Raw genomic sequence first — 18,598 nt, 5'->3', positions numbered from 1 at the left:
CCGACACTCCGCTGATCCGAGAGCCAATCTGAGCCAAATCATCTGACGACGGACACCCAAGGTGGCCACGAGAACGCCCCTCTAGATCGGCATGTATGCGCCCCATATCGGCCGTTTAGACCACCGCTCCGATTTCCTAAAAGCAGTCCGTCCGCTCAAGTCGACGCAATGGCGACAACGGGGTGGATACCGGTCGGGCAGCTTTCGGATTGGTTGGCAATGAAGCGGCCGTCAGATGTCGCAAAAGTCCCCTGAATGTTACGGCTTTTGTGCCCGACTTTTGCGATCGAATTTCCCCTGATTTTTCAGTGTCGGCGATCTGGCGGCAAATTCAGGAGTTACGCGACAAACACTTCTCAAGTGATCTGATCTTCGATGGCGGTTTTATCGATGACGGAGAGCACATCGGCAATCTTACCGTCCTTTACCTCGTAAAACACGTTCTCTGCGAAGGAAATGCGCCGACCGTTGATCTTCAGGCCAAGAAAGTATCCTTTTGGTGAGCAATTGAACAATAGCCTCACAGCAATAAGCGGCGGGTCACACGCCAGACGATCGATGACGAAACGCAGATCGGGAATATCCTCGAAATCCTTGATCAGCATCGAGCGGTAGCCTGACAGCCCAAACGGTCGGCCATTGTGTTTGGCATCGTCGGCAACATACCGCCCTAGCGCATCCCAATCTTGGCGATTCAGGCAGTCTAGGTAGGCGCGATAGAACGCTTGCAGCGTCATGCTTCCCGATACCATCAAATCAAACTCTTTGCCTTGTTTGGGCCAATACCAAGCGGATTTTCCATCGTCATCCGCTCTCTTTATTCGTCGCAAAACTCCCGATTAAAACTACAGTTCTGCACATGGATTCTGCGACAGTATGAACGATGACGATGGCCGCCTGCAAGGTGCGGTTGCAGCAGCGATGAGCGTCGACGCGAACGACCGGGATGGGGTCGGTATCAGACCGGCTCGTCCGGGGTGGGACGCGGACGGTTCCCTTTTCGAGATAGCGTTGCCAAAGCAAACATCGGCTAATCGTGGTTGCCTGCTGTCTTGGCCACTAGCCTATATTTGACCGTTTGCATCTCACCCCGCTTCTATTGGCGTTGGCACTATTGGCTTTTCGGATCATCGTAGCGCCGCAGCGTGTCAATCAGACTTGGTATGTTCAATCATGCCTGGCTCAAAGTTGGCGGCCATCTCCGCGACTGAAACTGTCTTGAGATGCGATTCAAAATGCTGCCGTGCCTTGGCAAGCGCGTTTGCCGTGGCGTCATTTGCCGCGCGGGCAAGCAGGCAGGTCGTCTGCTCATCATCAATGCCGATGGCAAAAAGTGTCGGCGCCCCAAGCGCCTGGTAGATTTCCAGCAGCGATATTTCGGTTAGCGGCTTTGCAAGCGACCAACCGCCCCCGTGTCCTTTTACCGAAACGACGATGCCAGCTTGACGCAAGCCTCCCATGGTTCGGCGAACTACCGAGGAGTTTGTTCCCAGCATTTGGGCGATCAGCTCAGACGTTGCTGGCGCCTGCAGCCGCTCAAGATGCAGCAGGGCGTGGAGGACACGCGGTAGGCGGCTGTCCTGACGCATTAGATTAGTCCTAATGTAACAAACGAAATCACGAGAGATTGACACTCATTTTTTTATGGTACATTTGATGATACATGACATCATCAGACCATACTATATCAAATCCCGCAGGCCTGAGAATGGACGACACTCCCCAAACATTTTGGGATCGTGTCTACTCCGGCAAGACGAAACCGACGGGCGGACGCCCATCTTTCGCGCTGACGCGCTTCATCGAAGGGCGCCCAAAAGGACGTGCCCTGGAATTAGGCTGCGCCCGTGGCGACGATGCGATTTGGCTCGCTCAGCAGGGCTGGACGGTAGCCGGAGTGGATATCTCCGAGGCAGCCCTTGAAGCTGCGCGATTGGCAGCGTCGTCCGCTGGCGTAGAAACCAGAGTTCACTTTGAACGGCACGACCTGGCAGAGAGTTTCCCTCAAGGGTCCTTCGATCTTGTGATCGCCATGTTCCTGCAGTCACCCGTTCCCTTTGGCCGCACCGAGGCCTTAAGGCGCGCCGCACGGGCAGTCGAAAAAGGAGGGTTTCTGTTCCTCGTTACCCACGGATCGCGCGCGCCGTGGTCATGGAGCGACCCTGAAACCGTTTTCCCGACCGCCGATGCCGAAATGGCGGATCTGGCGCTTGATCCAACGGCCTGGCGGGAAGTGTTCGTTGGTTCGATGCCTCGAACGGCATTCGGACCGGCGGGCGAACAGGCGACAATTCTCGACACCATCGTGGCGATCGAACGTCGCTAAGATTTTACACCGGAGTATCGTCAGATGACGAAATCAACCAATATTTCTCGCGTTGCCCTGTTTGCCTTTGCCTCCCTATTATTCCTAGTCCCTGTGGCTGCCCAATCGGACATCAACGACCAGACGGTGCAAGTGGGTGACCAGACTGTGCGCTACCTGTCTTCCGGCACCGGAGGCAAAGCCATTGTTCTGCTACATGGTTGGCCCCAGAGTGCCGATGAATTCAAGGCGATCATCCCGAATCTGGCCGAAGACTACCGCGTATATGCGCCCGATCTCAGTGGCATCGGTGGCAGCACGGCGCCAAACCAGCGCTGGGACAAGGCTTCACTTGCCACTGAAATAAAGGCGTTTGCAGATCATCTGGGTTTGGAGAATCGGCTCATTGTCGGGCACGATATCGGCGGCATGGTGGCCTATGCCTATGGCAGGCAATATCCAGGCGAGCTGAGCGGCGTTGCCATCCTTGATGTTCCTATTCCAGGCCTGGATCCGGCCGATTCCATCGCGGCGAGTCCGCATGCCTGGCATTATGATTTCCACAACCAGGTCGGACTGGCCGAAACCCTGGTGCAAGGTCGTCAGGTGGAGTACTTCGGCTATTTCATCAACAAGGCTGCCGCAAATCTCGAGGCGATTTCGATTGAAGAAATCGAGGTTTATGCCAAGGCCTATGGGACCCCCGAAAGTCTGCGTGCGGGTTTTGAACTCTACCGCGCCTTTGGTGATGATGCGGTTTTCTTTCAAGCACAGAACTCCGAGTTCACGGTGCCTATGCTCGTCGTCGGCGCAGAGTTCTCGACAGGTGGTGCGCTGCCCACCATGGAACAATCCTTCGCCAGCCAAGGGGCGACAGACATCACGACCATCGTCGTGAAGGGGTCCGGGCATTGGCTGGCTGAAGAACAGCCGGCCGCCACGGTTCAAGCCATCAAGGACTTTGCTGCAGTCGTCTTCGACGATTAACCCACTCATTCGGGGCCTTCGAATTCGACGATGTCAAGAACGGGAAACCGCAATGAGAGAGCCAGTTCCAAGCGTGAAGGCCGGCTGCCATTGCGGTGCCATCGAAATCACCTTGAGCCGCCAGCCAGATGAGGTCGTAGACTGCAACTGCAGTTTATGCCGCCGCTACGGCGTGCTGTGGGCATACTACGAGGCGTCTGAAGTCGAAGGGTTGCCTCCCGAGGGGGCCACCGAGACCTATTCTTGGAACGGTAGACACGTCAACTTTCACCGCTGCAGGAACTGCGGGTGTGTCACCCACTGGGCGCCTCGTTCGTCCGGGCGCACGCGATATGGAATCAATGCCAGGTTGTTGATGCCCGAAGTCCTGGCAACGTCGCGCGTGCGTCACAAGGACGGCGCTCGCTCCGGGAAGCTCCTGGACTAGCTCCCGACAGCTGCGCTGGCCTGATCTGCTCGCTGAGTGATCCGTTCGACGTGCACGCGTTGGTTGCTGGAGCAGAGGGTGCCCGCTTTCGGTGAATAACGTATTGGGGTCGAACGTCCACAATGGGGCCGACGCTGTTGATGGTTTGCGATAGCAGGAGCAGGATCTGTTTGCCCGGTTATTGCCTTGGTGGCGGGGCCGATATCGTTGGTCGCACCGCTGCCATCGCGCTATCCAGACACGCCGCAAAGTTTGCTGCAGTTCCCCCAGCAAGCCAGGAATGCTGCGCCGCAACGAGACACCCGAAGGCCGCGGCTGTGAGCGCACGAGGAGCAGGGTCAGTCTTTGCATAGGGGTGCCCAGCGGCAATCGCGCGTTCGATCAATGCCTCCACCACCGCGCCCTGGAACTCCTGCATCTTCTGAAGATAGGCCGCAAAAAGCGCTGGCGTTCCGAAGACTACCTTCAAGATAGAGACAGCCGCCGGACGCTGCCGGGGATCGTCGCAGGGGATGACCATCTCATCGAAGGCGCGCCTGAGCGACACCCATAGCACTTCGCCTGCTGGCCGGTCCCGCAGGGTTGCCAGCATACTCGCCGCAGCGAAGTCAAACTTGCCGATGATGAGATCTTCCTTGGTCGCGAAGTATCGGAAGACACTGCGCTGCGACATGCCCACCGCAGCGGCAACATCACCGATTGTCGTGCCTTCAAACCCACGCTCGATGAACAGTGCATGGGCCGCGTCGGCGATCTGCTTCTGCACGGCTTGGCGAGTGCGATCCCGGAGGCTGCTCGGTAGTGGAAACAATGGCCCAATCCATCTTGACAGTGACTGACATAAGTAGCATCGAATGACATCGACGCGAAGTCAACCAGCGACTGTTTTCAGATATGAAGACAAATCGCCACTGAAGGACCGGCTATGTCACGAACAATCATCATAACGGGCGCCAGCGATGGCATCGGCGCTGCCGCCGCGCGGCAGTTGCACAAGGATGGCCACCGTGTCGTCCTGGTGGGACGCTCACCACGGAAGACGGAAGCTATCGCCCAAGAAATCGGCGCAGAATACTTTCTGGCCGACTTCACGCGGCTCGATGACGTCCGCAGGCTCGCCGCCGAGCTTGACAGCAAATACGACCGCATCGACGTTCTGGCCAATAATGCCGGGGGTGTCTTCGGCGATCGGTCAAAAACGGTCGATGGTTTCGAGCAGACGATACAAATCAATCACCTGGCGCCGTTTCTGCTGACTCATCTGCTGATGAGCAAACTGATCGAAAGCAGCGCGTCTGTGATCCAGACCTCCAGTACCGGCGCGAGAATATCCGGCAAGCTCGACATCGACGATCTCGATCAGGACGAGAACTACTCGCCTATTCGGGCCTACGGGACGGCCAAGCTCGCCAATATCCTGTTCACAAGGGAACTGCACCACCGCTACCACGCGAAGGGTGTTTCGGCTGCAGCATTCCATCCGGGCAATGTCGCCACCAGGTTCGGCTCCGGAACGACGAGCAAGCTGATGAAGTTCATCACCAGCTTCCCACTCACCCGCGCGACATTCGTCTCACCCGAAAAGGGCGCTGAGCAGTTGGTCTGGCTGGCGGAAGGCAAGCCCGGCATCGATTGGATCTCGGGCACATATTACGAGAAGTTCAAGGTTGCTCGGCGCAACAATCCGCAAGCACTCGATGCCGATCTGGCGCAGAAGCTCTGGCTACGCTCAGCGGAATTGCTGGGCGTTGAATAGAAGCGAAGAACGGCAATCGCGAAACGGACGCAACGTGTTCAAGAAGCTTGCAGCGTCTGCTCCCAGGCTGCACGAGTGCAGCCGCGAACGTCCGATATGAGGTCGACTGCTGCCGCTCGTGACGTTGCCATAATCGTTTCACTGTCGGCCGTTTTGGCCAATGGAGAAATATAATGGGTATCTCACAGTATGATCCTGCTGCAGCAGGAAGGCCCGCCTGGAATGCCGGCAGACAGGTTGGCGCTAAGCGCGCTTTCAAGGTTCGCCAGATTTGGTCCATCCGCTTCTTTCTTGATCGTGAAGGACGGATGCGAGATCGAGCGCTCTTCGACCTTGCGATCGACAGCAAGTTGCGCGGATGCGATCTCGTGAAGATCAAGATTGGGACTCTTGTATCCGGTCCAATGATCCGCACGAGGTCCATGGTGGTTCAGCAGAAGACGGGACGACCAGTTCAGTTTGAAATTACGGCAGACGCACGAGGCAGTCTGCTTGCTTGGCTGGAACGGCGAGGCGGCACCGTCGAAGACTTTGCTTTTCCCAGCCGCGCAAATCCTGACGCACATCTGAGCACCCGCCAGTATGCGCGCTTGGTCGATGAGTGGGTAACTGCAATAGGACTGCCTTCAGAAGAATACGGTACCCACTCGCTTCGACGCACCAAGGCTTCCCTGATCTACAAGGCCACAGGCAATCTTAGAGCGATCCAGATTCTGCTCGGCCACAGCAAAATCGAGAACACGGTAAGGTACCTGGGCGTGGACGTTGATGATGCCCTTTCTCTGTCGGAGGCTACCGAAATCTGAAGGATGCGTCTTCGCCGGCGATCGCAGAGGGGTCGTCGGCGAAGCGCCCCTTTTCCGCCGCTAAGGCTGGAACCTCGATGTCCCAAAACCTGCCACTACGCCTTAGCTCGCTCAATACCGAAAACGGGCAGGGTATCGAAAAGTACGCTCTTGATCCCGAGCCGCCAGAAGCGGAAGTTTGCAGCGGAGGCGCAATTACACTTGTACCGCGCCGCCATCGACGAAAAATTCGGCGCCGATTGCGTCGATAAAGCTGTTCAGGTCCCTAGGTAGCCATGTCTTGCCCAAGGCTGATCCCGCACGCTGGTGCCTCCAACCCAGGTGAGATCAGGTGCGTCGCAAGTCAAGAACTATTGCAGCTTCTGTGTTTACGTGGATGGCGTAGAGGCTGGTGGTGGCGGTGATGAACAGATGGGTATTCCGGGGGCCGCCAAAGGCGACGTTGGAGACAACCTCGGGCACCAGAATTCGACCCAGCAAGACGCCCTGTGGGTTGAAGCACTGAACGCTGTCAGCCGAAGATGACCACAGATTGCCATGAAAATCTACGCGGATGCCGTCGGGAACGCCAGCTTCCATAGTGGCGAAGATACGCGAATTGGTCAGCGTGACGCCGTCAGCCACGTCAAAGGCGCGGATAGTGGCAGGGGCCTTTCCATCCGCATTCGTACCGGAATCGGCAATATAGAGAATGGATTCGTCGGGCGAAAAGGCCAGTCCGTTGGGCTGCAGGAAATCGCTCACGACGCTGGTCAGCGCGCCGGTGGTGACGTCCAAGCGGAAGACATTGCGGGCCTCCTGATCGGGGACGGCGCGATAGCCCTCATAATTGCCCATGATGCCGTAAGTCGGATCGGTGAACCAGACCGTGCCGTCGCTTTTGACCACCAGGTCATTGGGGGAATTGAGACGCTTGCCCTGGTAGCGGTCGGCTAGCGTCTTAATCGATCCGTCCGATTCTGTACGAACGACTGTGCGGGTGCCATGCTGGCAACTGAGCAGGCGCCCCTCGCGGTCCAGCGTATTGCCATTGGCAAAATTGGAATCCCGGCGCAGCACCGTGACGACGCCATCGGGGGTCCAGCGCAAGATGGACTGATTGGGAATGTCGGAAAAATAGAGGCACTGGTGCGCCGGAACCCAGACCGGGCCCTCGGTCCACATATGGCCGGACGACAATTGGTTGAGACCGACATTGTGCTGGATGAGGGCGTGGAACGCAGGGTCCCGAATGTCATACGGGGAGGTCATGCCGAATAGGTCCTCTTGCTGGCAAATATCACCACAGCAACGATAATGACGCCGGTCAGGAGCAGTCTGACGCCGGCACCCAGGCCAAGGCTGTTGAGCATTGAGACCAGCAAAAACATGAACAAAGCCGCGCCCCAGATGCCCGGGACATTGCTGTTTCCACCCGCAATGGAACTGCCGCCGATGACCACGACGGCAATGGACATCAGCATGTATTCGGTGCCCATGCTCAGATTGGCGCCGCCCGAAAAGCTGGCCAGCAGAAATCCGGCAAAGGAAGCCAGCACTGCCGAGCCCACATAGACGCAGAAGCGCACCAGATTAATCGGCACGGCGCTCAACTGGGCTGCACGCATATTTTGACCAGCGGCTAAAATCCAGCGCCCGAAAATGGTGCGTTCAAGCACAAACCAGGCCAGCAGCGCCAACGCCACCACTGCAATCGCCACGTTAGGGATAGCCAGTGTGCTCCCGGTGGTGAAGTCAGCCAGCGGCGGAGGCGGCTTGATGCGCAGGCCGCGATTGGACCAGATGGCGATCGACTGGAAAATGAACGAAGACGACAGCGTGGCGATAATCGGTGGAATGCGCAGTGTCAGGATCAGGCCATAGTTGAAGATGCCGCAGGCCACGCCCACGGCCAGCGCGATCAGCAGGCCCGGCAGGATGAGGCCGGTATCGGTATCCATGAATTTGAGCGAAAGCGTTGCGGCCAGTGTCATGCTAGCGGGCACGGACAGATCGACGTTGCCGGGTCCCAGCGTGATGACAAACATCTGCCCAATGCCAACAATGACGGAAAACGCCGCAAACGTGAGGGCCGCGTTGAGCAGCGAGTAGGAACCTTGACCACCCGAAACGACCATCGTGCCGCCGAACGCCAATGCGGCAGCTAGGAAGGACCAGATCCAAGACGCTTGCCGCAATCGGGCAAACAGGTTTGGGCCAGCGGCGGCCTGCGCGGACGCGGTCATTAAGCACTCCTCCGATAGGAAATAAGCAGGCGGGCAGCGAGCACCAGGATCAGGATCGCGCCTTGGGCACCAATTTGCCAATCCGGCGATAGCCGCAGGAACGACAGGAAACTTGCCGCCAGCGTCAGCGTGAGTGCGCCAATCACTGCGCCAATCGGTGATACGCGCCCCCCGGTAAATTCGCCTCCGCCCAGAATCACCCCGGCAATTGAGAGCAATGTGTAGCGCAGGGCGATATTGGCATCGGCGGCAGTGGTCAGCCCCACCAGCGCCATGCCTGCCAACACGCCGAACAGGCCTGCCAAACCATAGGCGAATGCCTTGAGCCCAATGATGGACCAGCCCGAGCGATCCAGCGCCCGCTCATTGCCACCCACGCCTTGGAGCACAACACCAATCGAGGAGCGCTTGATGAAGAGGTGCATGACCAGCCCGATGACGACAGGAGCGATGATCGCCAGTGGCACAAAGATGGGTTTAAGGCTCATCAGGTCGCGCACCCAGCCGGGTGCCGCGCCACCGGGCGACGGCAGGATCAGCACGGCAAGACCGGACCACACGAAGGATGTCCCCAGCGTCACCACGATGGCCGGCAAACCGCGCGCGTGAATGATGGCGCCCATAGCAGCATAAGCCAGCACAGAGGCGGCGAGGACCGCATAGCCGAGCAGGGGCGTGTCATTGACCAGCGTGGCCGCAACGCAGGCGCAAAAGGTGACAAACGAGCCGATGGACAGGTCGATGTCATTGACCATGATGATCAGCATCTGGGCAATCGTGGCCAGCGCCAGCGGAATTGCCAGATTGAACAGCAGGTTGACCCCGAAATAGCTCATGGCACGCGGCTGCAGCCAGAACACGGCGGCGAGCAAAACGCCGAGGGACACGACCGGAAGCAAGGTTCGGATCTGGTCGCGCGTCATTCAGCGGCCTCCTGCATCTCAAAGGATGCGCGCAAGATATTCTCTTCGCTGATTTGCGGCCCCGTCAACTCAGCCGAAATGGCCCTGTCGCGGAACACGAAAACGCGGTCGCATTCGAGGATTTCATCGGTTTCCGTCGAGTACCAAAGAAAGGTCCGGCCCGCCTCGGCTTCGGCTCTGATCATCCGATAAACTTCTTTTTTTGTGCCGACGTCGACACCGCGCATGGGGTCATCCATGATCACAATTGGGGCGCTGGACGCCAGCGCTTTGGCGAACAGCACCTTTTGCTGGTTGCCACCGGATAGCGATAGGATCGGATTGCCCAGATCGGATGTTTTGATCTGGATTTTCTGCTTCCAGGTCGCGCCCAGCTCGCCTTCCTTGTGTCGGTCAACCAGACCGCGACGGCCAAACTCGAACAGTGTGACGAGGCTGAGATTTTTCAGGATCGACCAGATCGGCATAACGCCATCACGGCCCCGATCCCCCGCCACAAACACAACGTCAGGTTGCCGGCGCGCCCGCCATGTGGAGGTCTTGTCAAAATAGAACCGGGCCAGCGCCTCGGCTTGCCCGTGTCCCGCCAAACCCGCAAGACCAACAATTTCGCCTTTGCGCGCCGATAGTCCGTTGGGCAGGCTGAGCACTATGTCGCCCGGCACACGCTCCGCTTTTTCTGCCGCTACGTTGCCGCCATCTGCCGCAACGTGACCCATTGTATCAACCAGTGTCTGGCGCGTGAACGCGCCGGTCGGCCGATCTTCGACAACGCGTCCGTCTTTCATGACGACGATGCGGTCCGCGACCTGAAAAATTTCGCCCATCATATGGGTGATAAAAATCACCGCTCCACCGGTAGAACAGAATTTGCGGACATGATCCAACAGCTGGTTCGAAATGCCGGCATCAAGCGAAGACGTCGGCTCGTCCAGAATGACCAGACGCGGGGCAATGTCGCGCGCGGAGAAGGCGATGGCGATTTCCACCATTTGCCGCTCTGCAATGCTCAGATCGGCCACGACCGCATCCGGCCCGATGCCGTGGCCGGGAAACACGTCGTCCAAAGCAGTCATAACGGCGATACGCGCTGCCTTGCGCCAGCCCCAACGGGGCATGGTGCGAAAGGGAATGCGATAATTCTCGAGCACCGTCAGGTTTGGGCACAGCGATAGTTCTTGAAACACACTGCGAATGCCGTTGGTCGCGGCCAGATCGGCATTGCGCCCCCCGCCGACTGCGGTATGCGCACCATACTGGACCTGACCGGCTGTCGGCGTCAGTCGTCCATTTATAACATTGACGAAAGTCGACTTTCCCGCGCCGTTATGGCCGACAAGGCCAATACACTCACCGGCCCGGACGACCATCGACGCACCTGCCAAGGCGTGGACAGGTCCAAAGGACTTGTCCACGCTCTGCAGGGAGACGACCGGCGCTGAAGCAGCGCCGGAGCTATTGGTGGTCGGGGTCATGCCTTGGAGTTACCGAGCGGCTTCGATGACGGCGATGGAGTCTTCGAGCGAATACTCGACATTGGCTACCGAGCCTTCAGGCGTGGTTTCAAGCGCCGCAGCCAGACCGTCCTGATCGATGGTAAGGAAGGGAACCGTCAGGTCCTTTGGAACGTCCTGGCCATCCAGAATCTGCTGGGCGACCCAGAAAGCCAGAGTGCTGACGCCGGGTGCGATCGAGAGCGAGGTGGTCTCGTAGCCGTTGGCTTCCTTCTGCTCATCCCACCAGGCCAACTCGTCCTGACGATTGCCCATGATGATGGTCGGCATCGGACGATCAGTGGCGGCGATTGCCTGCGCCGCGCCGTAGCCGTCGCCGCCCTGGGTAACGACAGCGACCAGTTCGGGCAAGCTTGGCAGGATGCCGGCAACAGCCTTTTGGGCAACGTCTTGGGCCCAATCGCCATTGACCGAACCCACAATGGTGAACTTGGTGTTGGCGACTTCTTCATGGATGCCGGCGCTGACTTCATCGTCCACAAACACCCCGGCCAGGCCGCGGATTTCGAGCACGTTGCCGCCTTCGGGGAAGCGCGCTGCCAGGTAGCTCACCTGATCTCGGCCCATCTGGCGGAAATCCACGGCAATACGCCAGGCGCAAGGCTCGGTGACGATGCCGTCGAAGGAAACAACAGTGATACCGGCGTCGCAGGCTTCCTTAATGGCGCCATTGAGCGAGGTGGGCGACGCAGCATTGACGACGATAGCGTCGTAACCCTGCAGGATCATGTTCTGGATCTGGGCAGCCTGCTCGGTTGCCTGATTTTCAGCGGTGGTGAAAGCGTCCGCCGCAGCTACAATGCCAGCACTGACGGCTGGATCGGTGACCGTGGCCCAGCTTTCCAGCATCGCCTGACGCCAGCTGTTCCCGGCATAATTGTTGGACAGCGCGATGCGCTTGCCGGCGGTTTCGGCGAGAGCTGGCGTTGCGGCGATGAGCGCCAGAACGGCAGCGGCCGAAAGAAGCTTCACACGATTGGTCATAAATGTCCTCCCTGGGTGCGACATTGGTCGCGTATTTAATATGGTTGGCGCCTCCACGCGCTGATCAAAAGCAAACCGTATTGCGCTCCGAGACTACAGAGTATGAAGTGCATAACAATTGCGGGAACCCGCAACGGACCGGCACCTGCCCGCAAGACGGCAGGGCAGGAAGGCGCTAAATTAGGAAAGGGGACCAAGGTGGAAGATGTGAGCAACTACGTCAGGATTTCGAACCATCTGGCTGGTGAGCTCGATATTCGATCGGCCCTGCGGGCCGTCAGCGGCGAAATTGAAAAGATCATCGCCTATGATCACCTCGACGTTTGCCTCATTGATCAGGATGGCTTGTGGAACACCTCATACGAGGTTGGCCTGCGCACCAGCTGGAGCAGTTCACGCTCGCTCGTCGCCGATTCCCCCGTCCGCCATATTCTGAAGGGCAAGACCGACACGATGCTGACCGGTGACGCGCTTACCGACCACCGTTATGTCTTCCCCGGATCCGTTTCCGAACCAATGGTCAAACACGGCCTGCGCAGCCGGATCAATGTTGCCATGAAAGTTTTTGGGCGCACTGCTGGGGCGTTGAACTTTTCGCTGCGGCAGCCGGATTACTACAATGAAACCCATATTCCGCTGGCACAGAACCTGGCCGACATTTTGGCCCCCTATTTCTTCGCCTTGCGCGCCAACGAGACTGCAAAAAAGGAAGCCGTAGAACGCACCAAGATCGCGGTCCAACAAGAAGGGCTCCGGCTTGGTGCCTTGCGCCTAACCGATGCTTTGGAGCGCGAACGCCAGCGGATCGGGATGGATTTGCATGATCAGACCCTGGCTGACCTCACACGCATCGCGCGCGATTTGCGGCCGGGCTTGACCTTGGACGAAACCAGCAAGTTGCGAGGCGAGGTTCAGGTTTGCATCCAGCAACTCAGGCGCGTCATCGAAACGTCCGTCCCCTCCATTCTGGAATTGTTTGGTTTCGAAGAAGCCGTGCGCTCGCATTTCGAAACCGTGCGCGGGCCTGCCCAGAAAATCACGCTGCTTTTTGAGGATACCACGCGCGGGGGCATGAGCGATCTGGGTGACACCGAGCGCATCGCCCTGTTTCGGATTTGCCAGGAAGCCATCAACAACAGCCTGAAGCATGCCGGGGCATCCCAACTTAATGTCAGCATTGATCTGAGCGACGACCGACGCGTCCGCGTTCGCATCCGCGACAACGGCCGGTTTGGCGATGAGGGCCGCTCGCGCCAGAGCGGGCTGCAGCATATGCGAACGCGGGCGAAACTGATTGGCGCCAACTTCAAGATCGACACGTCATCCGGCTCGACCATTACGGTTCTCTTGCCCCGGTCTAAACATGAGGAAACTGTGCGTTGAGAATTTTGCTGGTCGAGGATGACAAGCTGCACCTGACCTATCTCAGGGAGCAGGTCAGCAGCACCTTCGACAACGTGCAGCTGCTGTTCTGCGCCTCCACTGGCTCGGAGGCGGAGGCCTTGGCGCGATCGGAAAACATTACCGCCATTGTGATGGATCTGCGCATGAAGGAGCGCAACGGGGTGGATGCGGCGCGTGTCATCTGGCGCGAACGCCCCCATACCCGCATCCTGTTCTGGTCCAATTATGCCGACGAGGCTTACCTCCGCGGTATTTCACGCATCGTGCCAGCGCAATCTGCCTATGGTTACGTGCTCAAAACGGCGTCGCCAGAGCGGCTGGCGCTGGCCATGCGCGCTGTGCTCGCCGAAGGGCAAATCCTGATCGACCGTGAAGTGCATTCGCTCAATTCCTTCGGCCAACGCCGCAAAGACGCCCTGACCGAGGTGGAACTGGCGATTTTAAACGATATCGCGCTGGGTCTGCCTGACAAGCTCGTCGCCCTTCGGCATGGCCTCTCCCTCCGAACCGTCCAGAACCGGTTGATGAACCTCTACGACAAGCTCTCGCATCAGGACAATCTGTTCGAACGTCTGGGCACAGAACCTAACAAACGCAATCGCGCGGTTGCTACGGCAGTCAAACAGGGCTTCATTACCTCTGAAACACTTGAGGCAACAGAAAAGGAGCTAGCTGCCTGGGCAGCTCAAAGGACAATAGAAAAGTCATAATTGTTGGTTGCAGTTTGCAACTGGCCCAGGATCAGCACGATGCCTGCTCCAGCACCGCCGAAGGAAGGTTGTGGTTCAGTAACTCAGTACATAAAGGCTGAAAACGCGTTACCGTAAGTTTCCGAAATAACCCCGCCATATTGGGTCAAACGATCGGCGCTCTAGCCGGGTAGTCTATGCCGAGATCAGTGCAGACCCCGCAGAACCAGCAAAAATCCCGCACGCAAAGCCAATCAATGATTGACCTCAATCACCGCAATATGACGGACGCTGACCGATCGGAGCACGCGGCGGGAAGCCGCTATGGCTTAAACGGCAAACGGCAGGTTTCGTGATTTCCCAATTCAATGACGAACGACCGCCTTGGGGCTCGTAGCTGCAACTCAGTCTCGCGCCGCTGAACGGCAGCTATTCCGTTCCCAAGTCCTGAAATCCGACATTCCGCTTACGGCCCCGGCGCTGCGCTTGGGTAGGACCGAAAAGAACGGCAGGTTTTGGGCTGCGGCCCCAATAGCTGGAACGGCGACAAAGGGGTCGTCAGCGGCCAGTCGGGAACGCGCCCCAAATCGGTCCTTCATCGCCGTCCTTGATTGTCCTGAAAGCTACCACTTCAAAGAGGTAAGCGCTCAGTGCGAGGTGCGCAAACCGTCTACAAATTGGTGGCGTTCAGCTGACACTTGTTATGGTAACGCTTGGATAGCAGCGACGGTAAACATGCGGGTTATCCCAGCGGGCCCGGCCATTGGTCAGCGTGACTGAGTAGCTGAAGAATTCGTCCGGCGACGTCCACACGGCGATAATGCTCTCCCCGGCGGGCGGAAACCAGGTCGTGCGCCCTGAGAATGCCGTCAACTCGAGCAGGATTTCGCTGCCATTGGGAGCGAGATAGCTGAGAGCGTGTTCCCCAGCAGGTTGGAGTCGTACCGGTTGATCGCAGCTGACCAGCGGCTCGCCATTGATCATGCCTTCTCCTTCGGGGAAGCCCACAGCCCAACTGCCAGCAAAGGGTGCCGATACCCCATTGGGAATTTCAACAATCCCCTCGCGCGGAAACTGCGCCTGAGCCGGAAGGCTTGCGGCCAGACAGAACAGCAATACGGCGAAAAAGCTGGGACGTTGCACGGTATCTCTCCTAGGGTTCGATGAGCGCGACGAAGTCGAAGACCGCATTGCCCCAATTACCGAATATGCCCATCACGTTGATGGGCGTTGGGGCATCAGCCAGCCCAATGGTTTGAGCCAGACTGGTGCCACCCATGGCGTCAAAATATGCGCGTGGCCCCTCTGGCTCGCCGTTCCATTCATCGAGGTGTGCTGGATTGGCCATAGCGTCGAAATGCGCAACAAACTGCGCGTTGTGGCAAACGTTGGCCTCGCTGCAGTCGAAAAAGGTCATGGTATAGGGGAAACCATCAACATCGGTGCTGATGCGTGGCGCGCCATTGCTGTCTCGGTCCAGATGGGCTTCGCCAAACGCCTGTGCAATCTGCAGGATCGTCTGAACATTGCTGGCTTCACTCGCCTGCGTCTTGGGCAATAGCAGGAACACAGCGAGCGCCATGCCTGATCCAGCCAGAAGAACCATCCGGCCGATGCGCCGCACCGGTGATCGACTGCGCAATTTGCGACCATAGCCAGACACCGCAACCTCCCCCATTCCAACGAAAATGCTTGTCGTTAAACTAGGCATCTGGCCGCTTGTATGGCATCCCCTGTTCAGAGGAGTGGGGTTGAGCCGAGGACGCGTTAGTGTTCGTGGCCATAGGGGAGGCCACAGGAAAATCCGAACACCAGCTTTCGTCATGCTTGTCGTGCTTCTGGGGCTGTCCACATTGGCAGTTATTGGGGGCTTGTATACGGCAGTCAATCAACCCTGGATTGGAGTAATCCTGTCGCCGGGCGACGACGGATCAATTGTTATCGCTCGCGTGCACCGCACCGATCTTGATCCAGAACTGAGTGCCGGCGCACGTTTAAACGCCATCGGCTCACCAGAAACCGGGTCCATGACCATCACCGCGATCGACATCATTGAAGAGCCCGACACGCTCAGTTCCTACCCGGCGCTCAATGAATTTCGCGCGCGCCAGGCAGCCCTCGCCAATATCCAGGATCAAACCAGCGTCTGGCTTGATGTCACCACCGCCGCCGGTGAGGCGAAACGAATCTCTCTCGCGCCGTTCGCCACTCGACCCGCCTGGTCCCTCCCCTTTGAATTCTGGCTCCAGGTCTTTGTTGGCTATGCCGGCTTGGCCGTGGGCGGATGGGTCTGGTCCCTAAGACGGCGGGAATGGGGGCCGTTCTACCTTGCCGTTGCGGGTGCAGCGCTCATGGTGTCAGCACTCTCGGCCGCGATCTACGGCACCCGGGAGCTCAGCCTGCCCGGAGAGCTTCTGCTGCTGCTTTCGGGATTGAACCATGCCGGTACAGTTGCCTTCGGCGCAGCCACCATCTGCCTGCTGGCGGTGTACCCCAAGCGCGTTGCCTCCAACGCCCAACTCATCGCGGTCTGGATCGCGACGGCCGTGGCAGCAGGCATCAGTATCGCGCAATGGGCACCATCGCAGAGCATTGGCGCCTATGCGCTCATCGTCATTCAATTCGTGGCTATCGGCGCGCTGATCGTCGTTCAACTATTCCTCAGTCGACGAAACCCAGTCGCCAGAGCAGCCCTGGGGTGGTTCGGCCTATCAATACTCGCCGGCACCAGCGTCTTCATCTTTGCGATTGCAGCGCCACTGCTTATCGGCCTGGAGCCCCAGGCCTCGCAAGCACAAGCTTTTGGCGTCATTTTGTTGATCTACGCGGGTCTTGCCTTGGGCGTCGCCCGCTATCGCCTCTTTGATCTGGGCATTTGGGCCTTCCGACTGGGCTCCTATCTGGTTGGGGCCATTCTCTTGGTCGGCCTGGATGCCTTCCTGATTTATGGCGTCGCCGTCGAACGCATCCCGGCCTTTGGCATTGCCTTGCTGGTATTGGGCCTGGTGTACCTGCCCATTCGCAATGCTATCGGCATGCGCCTGAGCAGCCGTCACTCGGTCGCCCCACAAAGTTTCCCCCAACTCGTCGAAATTGCTCTTGAGCGCCGGCCGGACCGGCAGAGTGCAAAATGGCAGGATCTGCTGATTGAGAACTTCAACCCGCTCACCATTGAGACTGTAGCACCGGTATCAAAAGCGGCACTCATCGACGACGGCCAGGGGCTGCTCATTCCCGGACATCTGAACCTGCCCCCGCTTTTACTGCAGTTTGCCAATAGTGGACGCCGGCTATTCTCCGTCCGCGATGTAGAACGTGCACAGCATTTGGTCGATTTGATCTCGCATGCCCTCGACAGCGGCGACGCCCGCGAACAGGGCGTTCGTATGGAGCGAACGCGCATCGCCAGAGATCTGCATGACAATATCGGCGCGCAACTCCTGCGCACTCTCCATACGCCCGATCTGCAACGCAAGGATGTTATTGTCAGTGAAACCCTTGCGGATTTGCGCGACATCATCAGCAATGCGCAGGGCAATGGCATGGCGCTTGATGAGGTGCTAGCAGAGCTGCGATACGAAACCAATGACCGTCTCGCCCTGGCAGGGCTGCAGTTGAGCTGGCAATTCACCGGCATGGCCGAAACGGGTGTTAGCGCCCGGTTAGCGCACACGCTGCGCTCTGTGGTGCGCGAATGCGCCAGTAACACCATTCGTCATGCCCATGCCACGCAGCTCTGCATTGAGATCGTCGAACGATCGGGCGTGATTGAGCTGAGCGTGTCCGACGACGGCAAGGGCTTCGATGAAGCCGACCCGAAACCGGGTCGTGGCCTCAACAACATCCATTCGCGCATTTTGGGAGACGGCGGGACGCTATCGATCACCGGCACGCAGGGTACACGCCTGCATGCCCGTTTTCCATTGGCTGAGAGCGGAGTGCAGATTGAAAAACTTGCTCATCGTTGAGGACGTTGCCGAGGCGCGCGAATGGCTGACCGCTATCGCCCGGAAGTCTTTCCCCGAAGCATCGATCAGCACAGCGCAGACCATCGCCAGCGCAATTGCCAAAGTTGATGAACGGGACTGGGACATGGCCTTGATCGATCTGGGGCTGCCAGATGGTTCGGGCCTGGATGTGATACGGCGCATTCGCAAGGGTACGCCCGACACCATCTGCGTGGTCACCACCGTTCTGGGCGAAGACGCCCACATTGTCGCTGCACTGTCTGCCGGTGCTCAGGGGTATCTGCTCAAGGGACAACCCAGCGCCTTGATCCAGCGACAGCTGGTGCAACTGCAGCAGGGCATGCCGGCGCTGTCGCCGACAATTGCGCGCCGTATCATGGAGCACTTTCAGCGTACCGGACCGATTGACGGCGACACCGAGAAACTGACTGGACGCGAGCTCGAAGTACTCACTCTGGTCGCCAAGGGACTGCGTAACGCCGACGCGGCTCTGGCGCTGGGCCTGGCAGAGACCACCATTGCGACGCACATCAAGGCAATTTACCGCAAGCTTGGCATTTCAACGCGTGCCGAAGCCGCCCTGCATGCCAATCGGCTTGGACTTACCTGA

The 18,598-nt window shown here is 58.4% G+C and carries 19 protein-coding genes; 9 read left to right on the top strand and 10 right to left on the bottom strand.

Features of this window, described 5'->3' with window-relative positions:
• Window positions 1-356: 356 nt before the first annotated feature.
• A complete protein-coding gene (locus tag ABFY71_RS13320) occupies window positions 357-737 on the bottom strand; it encodes an ester cyclase (RefSeq protein ID WP_347946524.1) in 381 nt (126 codons plus the stop codon).
• 411 nt (window positions 738-1,148) lie between these two features.
• The gene (locus ABFY71_RS13315) at window positions 1,149-1,589 is read right to left on the bottom strand and encodes an RrF2 family transcriptional regulator (protein WP_347946522.1); all 441 of its coding nucleotides are present in this window, start codon (window positions 1,587-1,589) and stop codon (window positions 1,149-1,151) included.
• Window positions 1,590-1,708: 119 nt separating this feature from the next.
• Between ABFY71_RS13315 and ABFY71_RS13310 the strand changes: the two genes are divergently transcribed.
• From ABFY71_RS13310 to ABFY71_RS19415, 3 genes are read left to right on the top strand one after another with little or no spacing between them, the layout of a single operon-like run.
• Entirely contained in the window at window positions 1,709-2,326 is a 618-nt protein-coding gene (locus ABFY71_RS13310) for a class I SAM-dependent methyltransferase (protein ID WP_347946521.1), read from the top strand.
• Window positions 2,327-2,350: 24 nt separating this feature from the next.
• On the top strand, window positions 2,351-3,292 hold the full coding sequence (locus tag ABFY71_RS13305; protein WP_347946519.1) for an alpha/beta fold hydrolase: 942 nt from the start codon (window positions 2,351-2,353) through the stop codon (window positions 3,290-3,292).
• A 52-nt stretch (window positions 3,293-3,344) separates the two neighbouring features.
• On the top strand, window positions 3,345-3,719 hold the full coding sequence (locus ABFY71_RS19415; RefSeq protein WP_488645803.1) for a GFA family protein: 375 nt from the start codon (window positions 3,345-3,347) through the stop codon (window positions 3,717-3,719).
• Between the two features lie 178 nt (window positions 3,720-3,897).
• On the opposite strand, the gene ABFY71_RS13300 is transcribed toward ABFY71_RS19415, so the two are convergent.
• On the bottom strand, window positions 3,898-4,485 hold the full coding sequence (locus ABFY71_RS13300) for a TetR family transcriptional regulator (RefSeq protein ID WP_347946517.1): 588 nt from the start codon (window positions 4,483-4,485) through the stop codon (window positions 3,898-3,900).
• 159 nt (window positions 4,486-4,644) lie between these two features.
• Between ABFY71_RS13300 and ABFY71_RS13295 the strand changes: the two genes are divergently transcribed.
• Together ABFY71_RS13295 and ABFY71_RS13290 are read left to right on the top strand one after the other, a co-directional pair.
• Complete coding sequence (locus ABFY71_RS13295; protein ID WP_347946515.1) at window positions 4,645-5,475, top strand: SDR family NAD(P)-dependent oxidoreductase; 831 nt, start codon at window positions 4,645-4,647, stop codon at window positions 5,473-5,475.
• A gap of 173 nt (window positions 5,476-5,648) precedes the next feature.
• Window positions 5,649-6,281, top strand: coding sequence for a tyrosine-type recombinase/integrase (locus ABFY71_RS13290; protein WP_347946513.1), 633 nt, complete (start codon window positions 5,649-5,651; stop codon window positions 6,279-6,281).
• 327 nt (window positions 6,282-6,608) lie between these two features.
• Here ABFY71_RS13290 and ABFY71_RS13285 read toward each other — a convergent pair whose 3' ends face one another.
• The 5 genes from ABFY71_RS13285 to ABFY71_RS13265 are packed head-to-tail and all read right to left on the bottom strand — an operon-like array spanning window position 6,609 to window position 11,927.
• Window positions 6,609-7,532, bottom strand: coding sequence for an SMP-30/gluconolactonase/LRE family protein (locus ABFY71_RS13285; RefSeq protein ID WP_347946511.1), 924 nt, complete (start codon window positions 7,530-7,532; stop codon window positions 6,609-6,611).
• Window positions 7,529-8,506: an ABC transporter permease gene (locus tag ABFY71_RS13280; protein ID WP_347946509.1), complete on the bottom strand. Its 978-nt coding sequence runs from the start codon at window positions 8,504-8,506 to the stop codon at window positions 7,529-7,531. Before ABFY71_RS13280 ends, ABFY71_RS13285 begins: the two co-directional genes overlap by 4 nt.
• Window positions 8,506-9,429, bottom strand: coding sequence for an ABC transporter permease (locus ABFY71_RS13275; protein ID WP_347946508.1), 924 nt, complete (start codon window positions 9,427-9,429; stop codon window positions 8,506-8,508). The genes ABFY71_RS13280 and ABFY71_RS13275 overlap by 1 nt, the downstream gene beginning before the upstream one ends.
• Complete coding sequence (locus ABFY71_RS13270; RefSeq protein ID WP_347946506.1) at window positions 9,426-10,904, bottom strand: sugar ABC transporter ATP-binding protein; 1,479 nt, start codon at window positions 10,902-10,904, stop codon at window positions 9,426-9,428. The genes ABFY71_RS13275 and ABFY71_RS13270 overlap by 4 nt, the downstream gene beginning before the upstream one ends.
• A gap of 9 nt (window positions 10,905-10,913) precedes the next feature.
• Entirely contained in the window at window positions 10,914-11,927 is a 1,014-nt protein-coding gene (locus ABFY71_RS13265; RefSeq protein ID WP_347946504.1) for an ABC transporter substrate-binding protein, read from the bottom strand.
• A 198-nt stretch (window positions 11,928-12,125) separates the two neighbouring features.
• Between ABFY71_RS13265 and ABFY71_RS13260 the strand changes: the two genes are divergently transcribed.
• Together ABFY71_RS13260 and ABFY71_RS13255 are read left to right on the top strand one after the other, a co-directional pair.
• Complete coding sequence (locus tag ABFY71_RS13260) at window positions 12,126-13,310, top strand: sensor histidine kinase (RefSeq protein WP_347946502.1); 1,185 nt, start codon at window positions 12,126-12,128, stop codon at window positions 13,308-13,310.
• Window positions 13,307-14,041 (top strand): response regulator, encoded by a 735-nt coding sequence (locus ABFY71_RS13255; RefSeq protein ID WP_347946500.1) that lies wholly within the window; start codon window positions 13,307-13,309, stop codon window positions 14,039-14,041. The genes ABFY71_RS13260 and ABFY71_RS13255 overlap by 4 nt, the downstream gene beginning before the upstream one ends.
• Window positions 14,042-14,707: 666 nt before the next feature.
• Here ABFY71_RS13255 and ABFY71_RS13250 read toward each other — a convergent pair.
• Together ABFY71_RS13250 and ABFY71_RS13245 are read right to left on the bottom strand one after the other, a co-directional pair.
• Window positions 14,708-15,163: a hypothetical protein gene (locus tag ABFY71_RS13250; protein WP_347946498.1), complete on the bottom strand. Its 456-nt coding sequence runs from the start codon at window positions 15,161-15,163 to the stop codon at window positions 14,708-14,710.
• A 10-nt stretch (window positions 15,164-15,173) separates the two neighbouring features.
• Window positions 15,174-15,602, bottom strand: a complete 429-nt coding sequence (locus ABFY71_RS13245) for a YbjN domain-containing protein (protein WP_347946496.1) — start codon at window positions 15,600-15,602, stop codon at window positions 15,174-15,176.
• Window positions 15,603-15,843: 241 nt separating this feature from the next.
• On the opposite strand from ABFY71_RS13245, the gene ABFY71_RS13240 reads away from it, so the two are divergent.
• Window positions 15,844-17,988 carry an ATP-binding protein gene (locus ABFY71_RS13240; protein ID WP_347946494.1) on the top strand — a complete coding sequence of 715 codons (2,145 nt, stop codon included), beginning with the start codon at window positions 15,844-15,846 and terminating at the stop codon, window positions 17,986-17,988.
• Window positions 17,966-18,598 carry a response regulator gene (locus tag ABFY71_RS13235; protein WP_347946492.1) on the top strand — a complete coding sequence of 211 codons (633 nt, stop codon included), beginning with the start codon at window positions 17,966-17,968 and terminating at the stop codon, window positions 18,596-18,598. Before ABFY71_RS13240 ends, ABFY71_RS13235 begins: the two co-directional genes overlap by 23 nt.

This window comes from Devosia alba (assembly GCF_039938915.1).
Classification (GTDB): Bacteria; Pseudomonadota; Alphaproteobacteria; order Rhizobiales; family Devosiaceae; genus Devosia; species Devosia alba.
This window is presented reverse-complemented; position numbering and strand designations above follow the sequence as displayed.

Bases quoted from the DNA above. Each gene is read 5' to 3' on its own strand.
- ABFY71_RS19415 (WP_488645803.1), top strand. From the start codon at position 3,345: ATGAGAGAGCCAGTTCCAAGCGTGAAGGCCGGCTGCCATTGCGGTGCC.
- ABFY71_RS13295 (WP_347946515.1), top strand. From the start codon at position 4,645: ATGTCACGAACAATCATCATAACGGGCGCCAGCGATGGCATCGGCGCT.
- ABFY71_RS13275 (WP_347946508.1), bottom strand. From the start codon at position 9,429: ATGACGCGCGACCAGATCCGAACCTTGCTTCCGGTCGTGTCCCTCGGC.
- ABFY71_RS13310 (WP_347946521.1), top strand. From the start codon at position 1,709: ATGGACGACACTCCCCAAACATTTTGGGATCGTGTCTACTCCGGCAAG.
- ABFY71_RS13315 (WP_347946522.1), bottom strand. From the start codon at position 1,589: ATGCGTCAGGACAGCCGCCTACCGCGTGTCCTCCACGCCCTGCTGCAT.
- ABFY71_RS13280 (WP_347946509.1), bottom strand. From the start codon at position 8,506: ATGACCGCGTCCGCGCAGGCCGCCGCTGGCCCAAACCTGTTTGCCCGA.
- ABFY71_RS13320 (WP_347946524.1), bottom strand. From the start codon at position 737: ATGACGCTGCAAGCGTTCTATCGCGCCTACCTAGACTGCCTGAATCGC.
- ABFY71_RS13245 (WP_347946496.1), bottom strand. From the start codon at position 15,602: ATGGCGCTCGCTGTGTTCCTGCTATTGCCCAAGACGCAGGCGAGTGAA.
- ABFY71_RS13290 (WP_347946513.1), top strand. From the start codon at position 5,649: ATGGGTATCTCACAGTATGATCCTGCTGCAGCAGGAAGGCCCGCCTGG.
- ABFY71_RS13305 (WP_347946519.1), top strand. From the start codon at position 2,351: ATGACGAAATCAACCAATATTTCTCGCGTTGCCCTGTTTGCCTTTGCC.
- ABFY71_RS13270 (WP_347946506.1), bottom strand. From the start codon at position 10,904: ATGACCCCGACCACCAATAGCTCCGGCGCTGCTTCAGCGCCGGTCGTC.
- ABFY71_RS13285 (WP_347946511.1), bottom strand. From the start codon at position 7,532: ATGACCTCCCCGTATGACATTCGGGACCCTGCGTTCCACGCCCTCATC.
- ABFY71_RS13240 (WP_347946494.1), top strand. From the start codon at position 15,844: ATGCTTGTCGTGCTTCTGGGGCTGTCCACATTGGCAGTTATTGGGGGC.
- ABFY71_RS13265 (WP_347946504.1), bottom strand. From the start codon at position 11,927: ATGACCAATCGTGTGAAGCTTCTTTCGGCCGCTGCCGTTCTGGCGCTC.